General features: G+C 58.9%; 14 protein-coding genes and 2 riboswitches. Of the genes, 12 read left to right on the top strand and 2 right to left on the bottom strand.

Annotation, left to right across the window (positions count from 1 at the left end; genetic code table 11):
- Window positions 1-50 precede the first annotated feature (50 nt).
- A complete protein-coding gene (locus tag JMY28_RS26820; protein ID WP_407945543.1) occupies window positions 51-878 on the bottom strand; it encodes a carboxymuconolactone decarboxylase family protein in 828 nt (275 codons plus the stop codon).
- A 138-nt stretch (window positions 879-1,016) separates the two neighbouring features.
- Here JMY28_RS26820 and JMY28_RS26825 point away from each other — a divergent pair, with 138 nt between their 5' ends.
- Window positions 1,017-1,925, top strand: coding sequence for a LysR family transcriptional regulator (locus JMY28_RS26825; protein WP_201698922.1), 909 nt, complete (start codon window positions 1,017-1,019; stop codon window positions 1,923-1,925).
- Window positions 1,926-2,099: 174 nt separating this feature from the next.
- Window positions 2,100-3,113 (top strand): aldo/keto reductase, encoded by a 1,014-nt coding sequence (locus JMY28_RS26830; protein ID WP_201698923.1) that lies wholly within the window; start codon window positions 2,100-2,102, stop codon window positions 3,111-3,113.
- An 80-nt stretch (window positions 3,114-3,193) separates the two neighbouring features.
- Here the strand turns inward: JMY28_RS26830 and JMY28_RS26835 are convergent, their stop codons facing one another.
- Window positions 3,194-4,165 carry a LysR family transcriptional regulator gene (locus JMY28_RS26835; protein WP_201698924.1) on the bottom strand — a complete coding sequence of 324 codons (972 nt, stop codon included), beginning with the start codon at window positions 4,163-4,165 and terminating at the stop codon, window positions 3,194-3,196.
- Window positions 4,166-4,373: 208 nt separating this feature from the next.
- Between JMY28_RS26835 and JMY28_RS26840 the strand changes: the two genes are divergently transcribed.
- From JMY28_RS26840 to nuoB, 10 genes are all read left to right on the top strand, one after another.
- On the top strand, window positions 4,374-5,225 hold the full coding sequence (locus tag JMY28_RS26840) for an aldo/keto reductase (RefSeq protein WP_201698925.1): 852 nt from the start codon (window positions 4,374-4,376) through the stop codon (window positions 5,223-5,225).
- A gap of 108 nt (window positions 5,226-5,333) precedes the next feature.
- Window positions 5,334-5,396: riboswitch (Fluoride riboswitch) on the top strand.
- A 159-nt stretch (window positions 5,397-5,555) separates the two neighbouring features.
- Window positions 5,556-7,091: a MutS-related protein gene (locus JMY28_RS26845; RefSeq protein WP_201698926.1), complete on the top strand. Its 1,536-nt coding sequence runs from the start codon at window positions 5,556-5,558 to the stop codon at window positions 7,089-7,091.
- Window positions 7,088-8,626, top strand: coding sequence for a MutS-related protein (locus JMY28_RS26850; RefSeq protein WP_201698927.1), 1,539 nt, complete (start codon window positions 7,088-7,090; stop codon window positions 8,624-8,626). Before JMY28_RS26845 ends, JMY28_RS26850 begins: the two co-directional genes overlap by 4 nt.
- Before the next feature lie 204 nt (window positions 8,627-8,830).
- Window positions 8,831-9,160: a DUF190 domain-containing protein gene (locus tag JMY28_RS26855; protein WP_201698928.1), complete on the top strand. Its 330-nt coding sequence runs from the start codon at window positions 8,831-8,833 to the stop codon at window positions 9,158-9,160.
- A 316-nt stretch (window positions 9,161-9,476) separates the two neighbouring features.
- On the top strand, window positions 9,477-9,845 hold the full coding sequence (locus tag JMY28_RS26860) for a DUF190 domain-containing protein (protein ID WP_201698929.1): 369 nt from the start codon (window positions 9,477-9,479) through the stop codon (window positions 9,843-9,845).
- A 61-nt stretch (window positions 9,846-9,906) separates the two neighbouring features.
- Window positions 9,907-9,977, top strand: a riboswitch (Fluoride riboswitch).
- Between the two features lie 239 nt (window positions 9,978-10,216).
- Entirely contained in the window at window positions 10,217-11,164 is a 948-nt protein-coding gene (locus tag JMY28_RS26865; RefSeq protein WP_201698930.1) for a respiratory chain complex I subunit 1 family protein, read from the top strand.
- A 4-nt stretch (window positions 11,165-11,168) separates the two neighbouring features.
- Entirely contained in the window at window positions 11,169-11,849 is a 681-nt protein-coding gene (locus JMY28_RS26870; protein ID WP_201698931.1) for a hydrogenase, read from the top strand.
- Window positions 11,850-11,851: 2 nt separating this feature from the next.
- Complete coding sequence (locus tag JMY28_RS39035; protein ID WP_236597056.1) at window positions 11,852-13,330, top strand: proton-conducting transporter transmembrane domain-containing protein; 1,479 nt, start codon at window positions 11,852-11,854, stop codon at window positions 13,328-13,330.
- Entirely contained in the window at window positions 13,327-14,814 is a 1,488-nt protein-coding gene (locus tag JMY28_RS26875; protein WP_407945545.1) for a hydrogenase large subunit, read from the top strand. The genes JMY28_RS39035 and JMY28_RS26875 overlap by 4 nt, the downstream gene beginning before the upstream one ends.
- A 35-nt stretch (window positions 14,815-14,849) precedes the next feature.
- On the top strand, window positions 14,850-15,659 hold the full coding sequence (gene nuoB, locus JMY28_RS26880) for an NADH-quinone oxidoreductase subunit NuoB (protein ID WP_201698933.1): 810 nt from the start codon (window positions 14,850-14,852) through the stop codon (window positions 15,657-15,659).
- The last annotated feature ends 127 nt before the right edge of the window (window positions 15,660-15,786 follow it).

The raw sequence follows: 15,786 nt of genomic DNA on the forward strand, positions 1-15,786 counted from the left end.
CCTCTTCACGATATCAATCGACCCTCTGCGGCATGGCGCGGGGAAGTGGATTAACCGGGCCGCTTTTCAAGCACATCCTTGACGACTGGAAGTGCCGTAAACACATTTGGCCAGCCCGCATAAAACGCCAGTTGCGTCATCACTTCCCCGGCTTGTGCTCCGGTCAGTCCGTTATCCATTGCACGGTTCAGGTGGTAGGTCAGTTGCGCGACCTGTCCAGTGGCGACCAATGCGCTGACCGTGACGAGACTACGGTCGCGGGGCGCAAGACCTGGTCGCAGCCACAGGTCGTTGAATAATGCGTCCCGGGTGAATTGAACGACCCCGGGCGAGACGGCGCCGAAATTTTGCTGTACTGCGCTTTCGCGCTGGGCTTCCGCCACCTCGTTGACAGGCAGAAGTTCAACCGCCGCAGGCGGGAGTTGCGTCACCGTAATCCCACGTCTCTCGAAAACGGCGTTCGTTTCTTTCACGGCCGCGGTCGCATTGGCCCACCCGGAGTAGAACGCGAGATGTGTGACGATTTCCGAAATCTCGCTGGGCTTGAGGCCGCTGTCGAGTGCGAGTTCGAGATAGAACGGCAACTCCGTGCTCTGATTGCGCGCAATCAATACTGACAGCGTGACGATGCAGCGATCCCGTGCGCAGAGCTGCGGACGTTTCCACAGGTTGCCCAGCACCACTTCGTTCGTATAGCGCTCAAGGGCGGGTGAAACGGTGTTCATTCCGGCGAGCAGGTTGACGGAGGACGCGTGATTCAGACTTTCCATACCAGTTTTCCTTTCGAACTGCGAGCAGGCTGCGGGACCGAGCGCAGGCGACATCATCGCCGCAGCGAATATCCTCATCGGCAGTCGCCTTGTGTCGATCGACGACATAAGCGCACGCTGCTTTGACATCTGATCGCAGCATGGCGACGGGATGGTCAGGCGATGCGCCGCGTCTGAAATCTAACGTACCCCCTCATCATCGACTAGGCGCTAAAATCGGCAAACACCTATGAAACGAGTTCATCAATGCGCCGCGAAAGCTACAACGACCTGCTTGCACTGATTGCCGTCGCGCGCGAGCGCAGCTTCACGCGCGCGGCCGCTCAACTTGGCGTATCGCAATCGGCCTTGAGCCACACCATTCGCGCACTCGAAACCCGGCTCGGCATGCGACTGCTGACCCGAACCACGCGCAGTGTCGCGCCAACGGAGGCGGGCGAACGCCTCATTCGGGTCATCACACCCCGTTTTGAGGAGATCGATTCCGAACTGGCGGCCGTGACGGAGTTTCGGGACAAACCTGCCGGCACGATCCGCATCACTGCGACCGATTACGCGACCGAGACGGTCCTGTGGCCCAGGTTATCGCCGGTGTTGCATGCCTGGCCCGATCTCAAGGTGGAGATCATCACTGACTATGGTCTCTCAGACATCGTGGCCGATCGGTACGACATCGGTGTTCGCCACGGCGATCAGGTAGCGAAGGACATGATCGCGGTCCGCCTCGCGCCCGAAATGCGCATGGCAATCGTCGGTGCGCCGCAGTACCTGAAAACGCGTGCGATTCCAAAAAAGCCTCAGGATCTGACCGCGCACAACTGCATCAATCTGCGTTTGCCGACGTTGGGCGGCTTTTACGCATGGGAGTTAAAAAAAGGCCGTCGCGAAGTGCAGGTGCGCGTTGACGGACAACTCGCTTTCAACGGGACCTACCCGATGCTGGCTGCAGCGTTGTCGGGATACGGCCTCGCTTACGTCCCGGCAGACCTCGCCCAGTCTCATGTCGCAGCAGGTCGCCTTGTTACGGTTCTGGATGACTGGTGCCCCACCTTTCCAGGGCTGCACGCCTGCTATGCGACCCGACGTGAGTTCTCGCGAGCGATGACCGTGATCATCGATGCGATCCGCTACCGTGAAGAAAAGCCGAGGAGCTGAAATTCAATTCATGAATTCAGCTCATGTGGGTTTGCCGTTTTACTGGCTTTATCACTAGATACGATCGACTTATCATCTTCCATGCGGACGGCGATTGAAGCGCCGGCTGACGCGCCTTTTCTGGCGTGAATGTGCTGGTTAACCGCGGGCATGGCCTGCATGGAGATGATGAGAATGGATTACCGATATCTGGGGCGCAGCGCCCTCAAGGTTTCGTCCCTCTGCCTGGGTGCAATGATGTTTGGGGGCGAAACGGACGAAGCGACCTCGCGCCGGATTATCGACAAGGCTTTCGACCAGGGCGTTAATTTTCTCGACACCGCCGATGTCTATCACGCAGGCCGGTCTGAAGAAATCGTTGGTCGCGCCATCGCGGACCGACGCGACGACTGGATCGTCGCAACAAAGTTTGGCTACCCCGCATCGGCAACTGCCGGTCCAAACGAACAGGGGCAGTCACGCAAATGGATTTGCCAGACGGTCGACGCCAGCCTGAAGCGTCTGGGGACCGACTATATCGACGTTCTCTACTTTCACCGCTCCCTTGTTGGCGCGCCGCTCGAAGAAGGGCTTCGTGCCATCGGCGACCTCATTCGCCAGGGCAAGGTGCGTTACTTCGGTCTTTCCAACTTCCGCGCCTGGCGTATTGCCGAGATCGTGCGCCTGACCGATCAACTTGGCATGGATCGTCCGGTTGCAACCGAACCGGTGTACAACATGGTCGACCGCACGGCCGAGGTCGAACTGATGCCTGCGGCTGGGCACTACGGCATTGGCGTCGTGCCCTACAGCCCGCTCGCGCGCGGTGTATTGACCGGCAAATATGCACTCGACAGCGCACCGCCTGCCGACTCCCGTGTTGCGCGCGGCGACAAACGTATCCAGCAGACTGAGTGGCGTCCGGAATCCCTCGCCATCGCACAGAAAGTCGCGGCGTATGCCGCCGAGCGCGGCACCACCTCGATTGCATTCGCGATCGCATGGGTACTCCGGAACAAGCTTGTGAGTTCCGCCATCGCGGGGCCACGCACGCAAGCGCATTGGGACAGTTACATGGACGCGCTGTCGCTGCACTTGGGACCGGAAGACGAAAAATTTGTCGACAGTCTGGTTCCTCCGGGCCACGCATCGACGCCTGGTTATACGGATCCGAACTATCCCGTCGAAGGCCGACGCATAGACGATTGATCGGGCAGCACGTGCATCGCCCTCGCTCAGGAACGTACCCGTATGAGAGTGCAGGATTTGTTCTCGCTAAACCCGGGGCACTAGCGAACGCGGCTGGACCGCTTCGAGCGCGACCCAAACTGAACTAGCTCTTTGTCAGCAAGCACGTAGTCGCTGCAGTTGTGGAGACGAGAGAGCGCCAGGTCCAGGAACGCGCGTACTCGCTTGGGCTGAGCCGCTCGGCTTCCGTAGTACACGTGCAAGCCGATGTGCGCGCTCATGTGCTTCAGAAGCACGGGCTCCAGCTGTCCCGCCCGGATGTGGGGCGCCGCCGAGTAGCTCGCGAGCTGACCCATGACTTGCCCCGCGAGCACGGCTTGCAGCTCCAGTTCCGCGTCGTTCGTCGCGAACGCGGGGGACAGATGCCGATGTTCGAGCTTGCCGTCCACGGTCAAGTACCAGGGCGCCACCTTGCCGGTGGCCGAATGCCGGAACACGCTGCAGCGATGCGCGGCCAGCTCATCGAGTGTCGATGGCGTTCCGTACGCTTTCAGGTAGCTGGGCGCGGCGCACACGATCATCTGGATCGGGAAGAGTTGTCGACCGATGACGCCCTCGCCGGGCGACGCCCCGATCCGGAAGCCGACATCGACGCGATCCAGCACCCAGTTGCCGATACCGTCATCGAGCTGGACATCCGGCTGGATACCCGGGTGCTCCCTGCAGAATTCGTCGAGCAGCGGCATGAGGATGGCAGCGAACGACGATTTTGGCCCAACGATCCGCAGTGGCCCCGCAATCTCATCCTTGGACTCTCGCGCCGAGGCCAGGGCCCTGTCCAGCGCTGCCAGGGCGGGCTGCGTGTGCTCGAGGAACCGTTGGCCTTCCTCGGTAAGGGCGAGACTGCGCGTCGTCCGATGCAACAGGCGGACTCCAAGATGCTGCTCCAACTGCGCAATGGCCTGACTGGCGGCCTGGGGCGTGACGCCCTGGGCCAGCGCGGCCTGCCGCATGCTGCCGAGTTCCACGGCTTTGGCAAACGTCGCGATGGCCTTGAAGTCATTGATGGGCATGGTGAACTCTTCTGTTGAAGCGCGGACGCAATCGTTGCGCCGACCATCCAGTATCAACTAAAAATTGATACTGCTGTAAGACGAAATCGGCTATTCACTTGAAACTGAGGCGCATAGAGTTACGGACTTCGGGCGATTGCCCTTGTCATCTATGCGGTGTGTCAGTAGACCTCATGCCGCCATCCATTCTCATCACCAAGGATTGACCATGCATGACGTGACCCTGAACAATGGAATCAAGATGCCGATCGTCGGGTATGGCGTATTCCAGATCGTCGACGCGGCAGAATGCGAACGCTGCGTCGTGGACGCGGTGCAGGCGGGCTATCGCCTGATCGACACGGCTGCGTCATACAAGAACGAGGAGGCCGTCGGACGAGGCCTCAAACGTTGCGGAGTACCGCGTGACCAGCTTTTCGTCACCAGCAAGCTGTGGGTCGAGGATGCTGGTTATGAACGCGCTCGCGTGGCCATTGACAAATCGCTGAAGCGACTCGATCTGGATTACCTCGACCTGTTCCTGATTCATCAGCCGTTCTCGGACGTCCATGGGGCATGGCGAGCGATGGAGGAGGCGCATCGCGCTGGCAAGCTGCGTGCGATCGGAGTGAGCAACTTTCACACGGATCGCCTCATGGACATCACGGCGTTCAACGAAGTGACGCCAGCCGTCAATCAGATCGAAGTCAATCCTTTCCACCAGCAGGCTGAAAGCGTCGAATTCATGCGTGAGCTTGGCGTGCAGCCGGAGGCTTGGGCGCCATTTGCCGAAGGACGGAACAACCTGTTTCAGAATGAGCATCTGGTGGCCATTGCTCAGCGCTATGGCAAAACCGTAGGGCAGATCGTGCTGCGATGGCTGGTTCAACGCGGCATTGTCGCTCTCGCGAAGTCCGTGCGTAAGGAGCGCATGGTGGAAAACCTGGCTGTCTTCGACTTCGAACTTTCCGAGGCAGACATGCAGGCCGTCGCAATGCTGGAAACAGGTAAAAGCAGCTTCTTCTCGCATCGCGATCCAGCGATCGTGAAGTGGATGAGTGAACGAAAACTCGGCTTGTGACACGCAATCGGCGTAACCGCCCGACAAGTCGGGCAGGTCGCCTTAGGGGCCTGCTTGGGCCTACTTGGGCCTTCCGGGGGCTTGTAGCGTTGCTGTCAGGAGCGTAGAGTTCCCACAGGAGATGGCATTCTCCTGAAACCGCCCCGATGGGCTAATGATGCCTACAGGCCTGGGAACAGGCACTGTTGGTGCATGCGGTTTCTTCGCTGGCCCCACTTGTGTCTGTGCCGTCAAGACGGCGACTCCCGGTTCACATCGTCACGGCCCAACCTTCGTTTGGGCTCGGGCTTCGTTGCGCTCTGTTAAAGGCGCAGCGACGAGAGGTTGAAAATGGGATTTCACAGCATCCTGTTCGAGACGCACGAAGACGGGCCGCCTCCTGGCGAGGTGCACGAACCTGAGTTTTTTAGCGACCTGAATCTTGACCAGATTGAGCGAGAGGTTACACAAGGGTACGACGAGTACAACCTGACGCCATTCTTTCGCGCAGCGCTCAATCGTGAGGGTGCTATACGGTACCGGCACGACGTTATGCGCGACATAGGGAGCTACGAGGTTTCCCGGTGTATCCAAGCCTTCGCGCAGTCAATGCGCAGGATGCGCACAGCTCTGGCACAAGCAGAAAAGCTTTACTATCCGAGACAAAAGCAGTGGTGGTTCCTCGAGGCGGCTTCCCGGTATTGCGATGCGCTTGAGACGTTGGACGTAACGCTACGTGATGCTCATCCCAGGTCGACAGGCTTATGCGAGTTCAGCGCATGGCTTGCAGAGTATCTTGGCAGTGAGCTATTCACTGAAATCAGGCGAGACGTGGCGGACTTGCATACCGCGCTGGAAGCCGTTAGATACGCGATCCACATTCACGGTAGTGCGGTGACCGTGTTGAACTACGGCGGTGAGAGCGACTACAGCTCATATGTCCTCGGCATATTCGAGCGATTCAAGCAGGGCGATGTAAAAGACCACAGCGTTGAGGTCAAAGAATGGCCGGAAATGAATCACGTCGAGGCCCAGATACTGGACTACGTTGCAGAACTCCAGCCTCAACCGTTTGCGATGCTCGCCAGCTTCCAGATGAATCACGCTGCCTTTCTTGACACCACCGTAGCTTCATTCGACCGTGAGGTCCAGTTTTACACCGCGTACGACGCCTACATTCAGATCTGCCGGGAGCAGGGCCTTCCATTCTGCTTCCCCCTGGTTTCATCTTCCAGCAAGGCCGAGCGTTGTGACGATACGTTCGATCTCGCGCTTGCACATAAGCTGTGTGCAGACACACTTCCTGTCGTGCGCAACGACTTCCGGCTAGAACGAGCTGAACGCATCATCGTTCTCTCTGGCCCCAACAACGGCGGCAAGACTACCTTCGCGAGAACGTTCGGACAACTTCACTATCTCGCCCGCCTCGGCTGTCCGGTGCCTGGCAGCCAGGCAAGCCTGTATCTCTGCGACCAGCTTTTTGCACATTTTGAGCGAGAAGAAAATACGAAGGACATGCGCGGCAAGCTGCAGGACGATCTCACCCGGATGCACAACATCCTGGCTAGAGCCACACCACGCAGCGTCATCGTGATGAATGAGATTTTTAGCTCCACGACGCTTGCCGATGCGCAGTTTCTGTGCCGTGAAATCATCAGCCAGATTATGGAGCGTGACGCACTCTGTGTTTGCGTAACCTTTATCGAAGAGCTGGCCCGGCTCGGCGCGCAGACTGTGAGCATGGTCAGTGAAATTTGCCCCTCGAAGCCGGCGGAGCGAACGTTCCGTATCCGCCGAAAGCCCGCCGATGGACGCGCATACGCCATCTCTGTGGCCGAGCAGTACGGGCTAACCTATGAACGTCTGAAGGAGCGCCTTGCATCATGAAAGCCTGGTTGCTCTATGCGGAACGCGATTTCGACTGGCATCGCAATGAACAATGGAACGAGCGGACGCTGACGCAGGACCTCGAACTAACAATCATTTATGGTTCGATGGGCGCGGGCGACGATTTCCTCGAGGGCGTGGCAAAGAAGGTAGTGCCATTCAGTCTGAATGAGCTCGACGACATTCTTTATCGACAGGCCGTCCTCAAGGATTGCCTCGGCCACGAGGCGACGATACGGCGCCTGTATGAGATTGCAGTGGACGCACAAGAGACCGAGCGCAAGAGCTTCTACTGGGGACTCACGGCTTCGGCGACCAGTGTCTTGCATTCGGCCCGAGACCTCGTGCAGGCGTATCTCGTCACGCTGGAGAAATTGCGCCAGCTCGCGGATGACGACGCGTCGTCATTCGAGTCACCCGGATTCAGACGGTTCTTCGCGATGGTGCGCGACGAGTTGCCGGACGAGTATTTTGCGACGGTGAAGCATTGCCTGAAGGATCTCAGGTTAAACGGTGGCGTGCTGATTAGTGCGCAGCCAGGTCGCGGCAATAAAGGCACCCACTACGTTCTGCGCAAGCCGCACGAGCCAGACCCAAATCTGATTCACCGTCTACTTGCAAGGCGGCCACACTCGCGCACGTTCCGCATTGCCGAGCGAGATGAGAACGGTGCCCGTGCAGTCTCCGAACTTGAGGCACGTGGTATCAACCATGTTGCGAACGCGCTTGCTCAGTCGGCTGACCACATAAAAAGCTTCTTCGCGATGCTGCGCGCGGAGCTTGGCCTCTATCTGGGTTTCATAAATCTACGAAATAGTCTGGTAAAACGGGGTTTGCCCGTTTGTTTTCCTTTGCCTTTTCCGATTGAGCAGCGAAGGCAAAAATTCTCGGAGTTGTACGACGTTAGCCTCGCGCTACGTATGGATCGCGCACCGGTCGGAAACGACGCAGACGCGAACGGGAAGGAGGCTATCGTCGTGACAGGTGCGAACCAGGGCGGGAAGTCTACTTTTCTGCGTAGTATTGGAATCGCGCAGGTGCTGCTTCAGGCGGGTGGCGTCGTCGGCGCCTCGGCGTTTGAAGCGAACGTCGCGACTGGAATCATCACGCACTACAAGCGAGAGGAAGACGTCACGATGAAAGGCGGAAAGTTTGACGAGGAGCTGAGTCGCATGAGCGAAATTATCGACCATATCCGGCCACACGCGTTCCTTCTTTCAAATGAGTCGTTTGCGTCGACCAACGAACGTGAGGGCTCGGAGGTCGGCAGAGTGATTATCGACGCTCTGCTTGAGGCGCACGTAAAGGTATGCCTTGTCACGCATCTGTTCACGTTGGCGAAAGGTCTCTCGAATGATTGTGCGTTTCCAATACTCTTTCTACGGGCCGAACGCCGGGAAGGTGGCGAGCGCACCTTCCGCCTGACTCATGGAGAGCCGCTGCAGACGAGCTTCGGTCAAGATTTGTACCGCGGCATATTCAGCGAAGACATAGAGGAGTCTGGCGGCGCTGGGCGTTTAACGGTGCCGTCTTAATGCAGACACGTTCCAGTGTCATGGGTTGGGACGTCGTAGCCGTTGCCCTGGCGTTCTGACACCGAGATTTTTCGCCAAGGAAGTCTGGTTTCGCATGCAAGCAACCATGTTTTTGCGCACCCCGGAGAGCCAAGGTAACGGCGCTTTGTCTCTTCTCGGACACTGAGCCAAACACGATCATCTAGTCGATGACAGGAGGCATTCATGCGAGGCAGTCAACTGACCATATATGCGGCCAATCAGAGCCATCGCGTCCGGCACCTGTCGGTTGTGGACTGGATACTTGAGGAAGCCAAACACGCTGGCATTCAAGGCGCAACGGTCATCGAGATAGCGGAAGGCGTCGATGCGAAGGGCAAATATCATGCGGTTCGTTTCTTCGAGCTTGCGGAACAGTCGGTTGCCGTCACACTTATTGCCGAAGATGCCCGGATTGACGACCTGCTTGAAAAGCTCAACGTGGGCGCCGCCTGCCTCTTTTATACGCGTGCGCGAATCGAATATGACACGCTTGGAACGAATGGAGCGAGCTGATGGACTTTAGTCGGCCAGATCTAGTTTTTCTTCGAGAACTAAAAACGTTGGAGCCTCGTAAATGGGTGCGGTTCGAGGGATGTGCCGACGTTGATGTTGAGTAGGACGCCATCAAAAGTGCTGCTGCGGCGTTTCGGGGTGTGCACCCAAGCTAAGAAGGACATGTCACGTGCGGGTGCTGCGGCGCAACATATGTGGGCGGTTGAATGATGCACTAGAATTAACTGAAGGCTCTTCGGTGGCTCGCCGGCCACCGGGTCTTTCTACAGGCCGCGGCATCCGCTCAGCGGCCGGATGCGCAGCGGTGGAGGAAAACATGAACGGTTATCAGCTTACGTTCTACACAGAACATAACCGCCATCATGGCCATCGCACGATTTGTGAGTGGCTGCTTCATGAAGCGAAGCACCTGGGCATCCATGGCGCGACCGTCATCAATTGTGTCGAGGGTACTGGGCATGCAGGAGCCCATCACGCAGCGCATGTCCTGAAGCTAGCCGATCAGCCCGTGCAGATCATTCTCGCTTGCACTGAGGACGAGGCCCAGCGCATGCTTGACACCGTTGAAGCTGAACACGTTCACGTTTTCTACACCCGGTCACCCATCGAATTCGGACTGCTGGGTGCGCAGGAGCATCGTCCGGAGCACAAGCATTTTTCGATATTCGGACATAAACCTCACTGAAGCTGGTGCGGCTGCGCCTGGAGCCTTGCATGTGACGCGACGTTGCCTATACTCGAAGGCGACATTGCGTGGAGATGGCATTCTCCCTTAACCGCCGTGTTTTTCCTCACGGCTGATGATGCCTACCAGACCCCGGACGCCGGGGCCGGTAGGCATGTTCAGCCGGCTCGCATTCACGAGCATCCCGGGCATATTGACGCCTGAAAAGAAGCCTGAAACATGGGATGCTGCTGCGAGTCATCATCGCGTGATCCTCACCGCCTGAATCACCATTTTCTCAAGGCCGTCTGCTGCTTTCGCCCGGCAGGCGTGCCTGCGCCTGTGCGTGTGAGGCTTGCGGCCGCCGCGCGCGACCTTGCGGGAAGCCGGCCATGAGCGCACGGGACATCCTTCTGCAAATTGCGCAGGTGCTCACGGTGCTGGCGCTATCACCGCTACTGCAGGGTGTCATTCTCCAATGGGAGGAGCGCATTCAGCGAGCGCGCGGTCCCGGAATTCTCCAGCCTTACCGCGACCTGCGCAAACTGTTTCGCAAAGAGATTGTTGTGCCGGAAACGGCGTCCTGGGTTTACTGGTGTGCACCGGTGGTCGCATTTACGTGCATGCTTACCGTGCCGATTCTGATTCCGGTACTCACCGACTTTCCGCTTCCACTCTCTGATATGGGAGACATCCTTGGAGGCGGACTCATCCTTACCCTCGGGTCCTTTGTGGGTTTACTCGCTGGTCTGGATTCCGGCAGTGCCTTCGGTGGTATCGGCTCGAGCCGTTCGGTGATGCTCGGAATCCTGGCCGAACCCACGCTCATTCTTGTCCTTGTAGGCATCACATTGCTCGCCAAAGCGATGCTGCCGTTCGTCGTCAATCATCTGCTTGTGCAGCAGCCCTCGGTCTACTGGAGCCCCGCGCATCTGTTTCTGGTATTCGCTTTCTTCGTTCTGCTGCTGGTCGAGACAGACCGTCTCCCAATCCATTCGAGCACGCACATCGAGGTCTACATGATTGAGGAGGCACGCATTCTCGAGTATTCCGGGCCGTTGCTCGCGCTGCTCAAATGGGCGTCGATGATGAAGCAGTTCATTCTTTACACGATTTTCTGCAACGTGCTGACTCTGCCATGGGGTCTTTCGCAGCACGGCACCGTAATCGGCGCACTGGCAGCGGCGGCGGGGCTATTCGTGCGAATGCTTATCGTCGCACTGGCTGTCGTTCTCGTGGAGACGGCGCAATCGCGGTTGCGCTTCTTCCGTTACCAGGAGCCACTTGCGGCTTCCTTCATGCTTGCGGTGCTTGCCATCGCAGCTAATCAGCTACGGTGAAGCCATGCTGCTCGCGCATCTGACACCGCTTGCAGCGTCGTTGTTCAGTCTGCTTGCTATCGGCAGTTTGCTGCTCGCGTTCGTGATGCTGGGTTCGCGCTGGTTGAAAGACTATCTGCTTGCTTTTACCGCGGAGTCGTGGCTCATCGCGGCGCTATCGGGTGCCGTGGGTTACTACGGCAACTATCACGAGCTTTATCTGGTCGCCTTGTTGACGGCGCTGTTCCGCGGGTTGATTCTTCCTTACCTTATCTGGCGCATCATCGCGAGACTCGAGGTTGAGCGCGAATTGCATGTGAGCCTGCAACCCAGTTCGAGCCTCGTCCTGGGCGCATTGCTCGTGCTCTTCGCCTTCGTGGTCTCGAATCATCTGGGAAATGCGCTCGGCCTCGAAGGGACCGTTGTTGTGCTCGCGCTTACGGTCATGTTTTCGATGAAACTTATCGGGTTTCTCATGCTGACCGTTCGCCAGGAGGCGATCAGCCAGGTGCTCGGTCTACTGATTCTCGAGAACGGCATTTTTCTTGGTTCGCAGATTCTCGTGCCGGGTATGCCGCTGCTCATTGAACTCGTACTGTTGTTTGACCTGCTTGTGATTGTGGTCTGCTTCGGCGTGTTGGTGCGCTATCTCGTTGCCCACGTGGGCAGCACGAGTAGCCGCGAATTGCGACGCCTGGTGGGGTGACCATGGTCGAAGCATGGCTCATTCTCGTGACCGCCGTGCCACTCATGGCTGCATCGATTGCGGTGGTGACTCAAAATGTCCGCGCGGCCGAGTACGCGAACCTCGTCGCAGCGTTCGTGTGCCTGGTTGCGGCGATTTGGCTTGCGATACATGTCGATGGAGCGCGCACGTTCGTCGCAGGCTACGTCCTCTTCGATGCGCTCGGCGCCTGGACCCTTGTCTGCACCTGCGCCGTCTATTTTCTCGCATCGATTTACGCGGTGGGTTACATGCGTCTGCTAAAGGAGGAGATTGCGCGATTGCCAAGCTTCTACGCGCTCTTTGCGCTCTTTGCGGCGACGATGATCTCGGGTCCGCTGATGAACAATATCGGCGTCTACTGGATTGCAATCGAGCTGACCACACTGGTAAGCACGTTTCTCGTGGGATTCGAGCGCGGGCAGGAATCCACTGAAGCCGCCTGGAAGTACATCATTGTCGTTTCGGCGGGCATCAGCCTCGCGCTTCTCGGCACAATCCTCTTCTACTGGGCTGGCAGCCTCGTTATCGGCCCGACTTACGACATGACGTGGGACACGTTACGGCGCGCCGCGCCGCGCATGAATCCAGCGCTTACGAAGATGGCTTTTTTCCTAGTACTTGTCGGCTACGGTACAAAAGCTGGCCTGGCACCGATGCACACGTGGTTACCCGATGCACATAGCGAAGGGCCCGCACCTGTTTCGGCGATGCTCTCAGGAGCATTGCTGAATACGGCGATGCTGGGCATCGCGCGCTTTCTCACGATCACGGACGCGGCAAGTCCGTCACGGCTGCCGCGCATGGTGCTCGTGGCGTTCGGCGCATTTTCACTCCTTGTCGCAGCGCTTTTCATTGTCCGCCAGCAAGGCATCAAGCGGCTGATGGCGTATTCGAGCGTGGAGCATATGGGTGTACTCGCACTTGGTTTCGGCTTCGGCGGACCTCTCGCAATCGCGGCGGTCCTCTATCACATGCTCAATCATTCGTTGAACAAGTCGCTCATGTTCTTCGGCGCGGGCAATGCAATGCGTCTCTATGGCACGAAGGATGTCGACGGAATTCGCAACGTCTGGCAGCGCTTGCCGGTTTCTGGCGCCCTGTGGCTGGCTGGTGCCGTCGCTATTACAGGTGCGCCTCCGTTTGGTCTTTTCCTCAGTGAACTGACACTGATGCGCGCGGGGTTTGCGACGTCTTTTGCATGGGCAGTCATCGTGTTACTGGTCTTGTTGATTGTCATCTTCATCGGCTTTATCAATCACTTTCGCAAGATGTACCTCGAGTCTCGCGGAGCTGAGAGGAGCGACGTCGATGGTACAACACCGGGAACTGTCGGCGCGTGGATGACGCTTCCGATGTGGCTGGCGTTGGTGCCCGTATTCGTCTTCGGAATCTGGTGGCCGCAGACGCTATGGCACTTCTTTGCAATGGTGGCAAGCGACCTTGGCGGAGGGCCCCGATGAAAAATTGCGAATTGACGACGGTGGAGCCTGGCGAACTGCCAGCACGGGCACGAGACCTGGTCGCGCAGGGCGCCCGTATGCAGGGTGTCTATGCATGGTTCCCAGCGCCCAATCGCGGGCAGCTTCGCTATGTGGCGACGTTGCCCGGCCACCGTGCGTTCGAGTGCTGGTCGGTGGACGTCGGTAGCGCGGCGGTGCCAAGTCTTGCGGCAATCTGTCCTTTGCTCGGCTGGCACGAGCGTGAGGTCATGGAGATGAGTGGCATCGCATTCTCTGGACATCCGGAAGCTGAGCGGCTCGTTACCGCATTCTTGCAACCTGGCGCGAGAGGGCCGTTGGAGCCCGAAGACACGAACGGTATAAGCGCCGCTGTCAGCTTGCCCGCGCCCGCTCTGCCTGCGGTGTCCGGCAAGCACGTTCAGCTCTTGCCGTTCGGGCCCGTACGGGCCGACGTGGTCGAGTCGGCACAGTTCATCTTTTACTACCTGGGTGAGGCGATTCTCCATTACCACCCCAATCTGTTTCTCAAACATCGCGGCGTGGAGAAGCAGTTCGAAAACATGGACAGCGGAACGGGCATACTGCTCGCCGAGCGCGTTTCGGGTGTCGATAGCCTGGCTCACGCTCTTGCGTGTGCCCAGGCCGTCGAGGACGCGGCCGGTTGCGAAGTCGCCGCGCGCGCGTGCTGGCATCGTCTCGTCGCAGCCGAACTGGAGCGAATCTACAACCATCTTCACTACCTTGGCCACTTATGCCACACGACAACGCTCAAGGTTGGCGAAGCACAAGGCAAATTACTCGAAGAGATTGCGAAGCAGATAAACGGGCGAGCGTGCGGGAGCCGCTTTCTGCGCGGCATCATCTGGCCCGGAGGGGTGCGGCGCGAACTGGACATTCATGCGGTCGCCGACGGGCTCGCGAAGCTCAAACCCGAAGTGGAACGCTACGTCGGACTTATCGAACGCACCACCAGTCATCTGGACCGGCTAATCTCGACCGCACCGCTCGGCCAGCAACTGGCTTTCGACCAGGGGGCCACCGGCCCTGTCGAGCGAGCATCGGGCATCGACCGTGACTTGCGTCGGGACCATCCGTACGCCGCCTACGCGCTCCTCAAACCCGACGTTTCCATTGCGATTGAGGGCGACGCTTGTGCGCGCATGCGTGTGCGTATCGCAGAGCTGCGAGCCAGCATCGCACTGATTGAGCTAGCCATCGGACAGGGTGTGCCCGATGGCCCCCTGAGCGTAGCGTGCCACGCGCCAGAACTCGCGGAAGGATTGGGGTGGACGGAATCGTCCCGCGGCACGGTGCTGTATGCGGTCCATTTCGATGACAAAGGGCGCTTCGCCCGCGTAAAAGTGAAGTCGCCTTCGTTTTCGAACTGGCGCGTTTTCCCGTCGACGGTCCACGACAGCAACATGATGGACTACGCAATCAATGAGGCGAGTTTCGGTCTGACGATTTCGGGCTGCGCACGCTAGTCGCGCTCGCGGCGCCGCAGGGGAGGATTGCTCTCATGTCGCTATGGACGTGGTTCGGGTTGAAGGAGGGTAGCGCGAGCACGGGCTGGCCCTTGACGGGCGATGAGGACGGCCAGGAAGCTGTGCTCGGCATGCCCCGCTATGAGCCGGCGAAATGTAAGCCGGACTGCGAAGCATGCGTTGAAGTCTGTCCGACGCGCGCCATTGTATTCGCACGCTCGCAGGGCTCGCACGCCGAACCACGAGTGGACTGGGGGCGCTGCGTCGTCTGCCAGCGGTGCACTGAGGTTTGTCCGAGTGGCGCGTTCTCGCCATCCGAAGACTGGGCGCTCGGTGTGCGCGAGCGTTCTGACCTCGAATGGGACGAGGCGATGAGCAAACGCGTTGTGCGCGAGGTGGTGGAGCACGACCGTAGGGCATTCGGGCGCAGCGTCCATATTCGTCATGTCGACGCAGGGTCGTGCAACGGTTGCGAGTCGGAATTGCAGGCGCTCAACAATCCGTTCTACAACCTGCACCGTCTCGGAATCTTTTTCACGCCGTCCCCGCGATTCGCCGACGTGTTACTCGTGACGGGGCCAGTAACGAAAGCAATGCACGAGCCTCTGCTTTCGACGTGGGATGCGATGCCGACGCCGAAGTGGGTCATTGCAACTGGCACGTGCGCTGTCTCTGGTGGCATGACCGGCGGAAACTACGCATGCGGGACTGGGCTCGACGGCATATTGCCCGTGGACGTCTACCTGCCGGGCTGTCCACCCAATCCGGCAGCCCTGATCCACGCGCTGCTGCTGATTGTTGGCAGGACTGAACAGCGGGTACGGGGAGGCAAAATTGAGCGCTAATGTGCTGTTCGGTGTTGCGGCAACCACGTGGACACTAGCCGCGTGCCTCGCACCGCTGCGCACCGGCCACGGTGCCGCTCGTGCGTTGCTGGGGCTGGGCTGCGCGCTGGGGGTTGTCGCGTGCGTG

The sequence above is a fragment of the Paraburkholderia hiiakae genome (genome assembly GCF_904848665.1).
Classification (GTDB): domain Bacteria; phylum Pseudomonadota; class Gammaproteobacteria; order Burkholderiales; family Burkholderiaceae; genus Paraburkholderia; species Paraburkholderia hiiakae.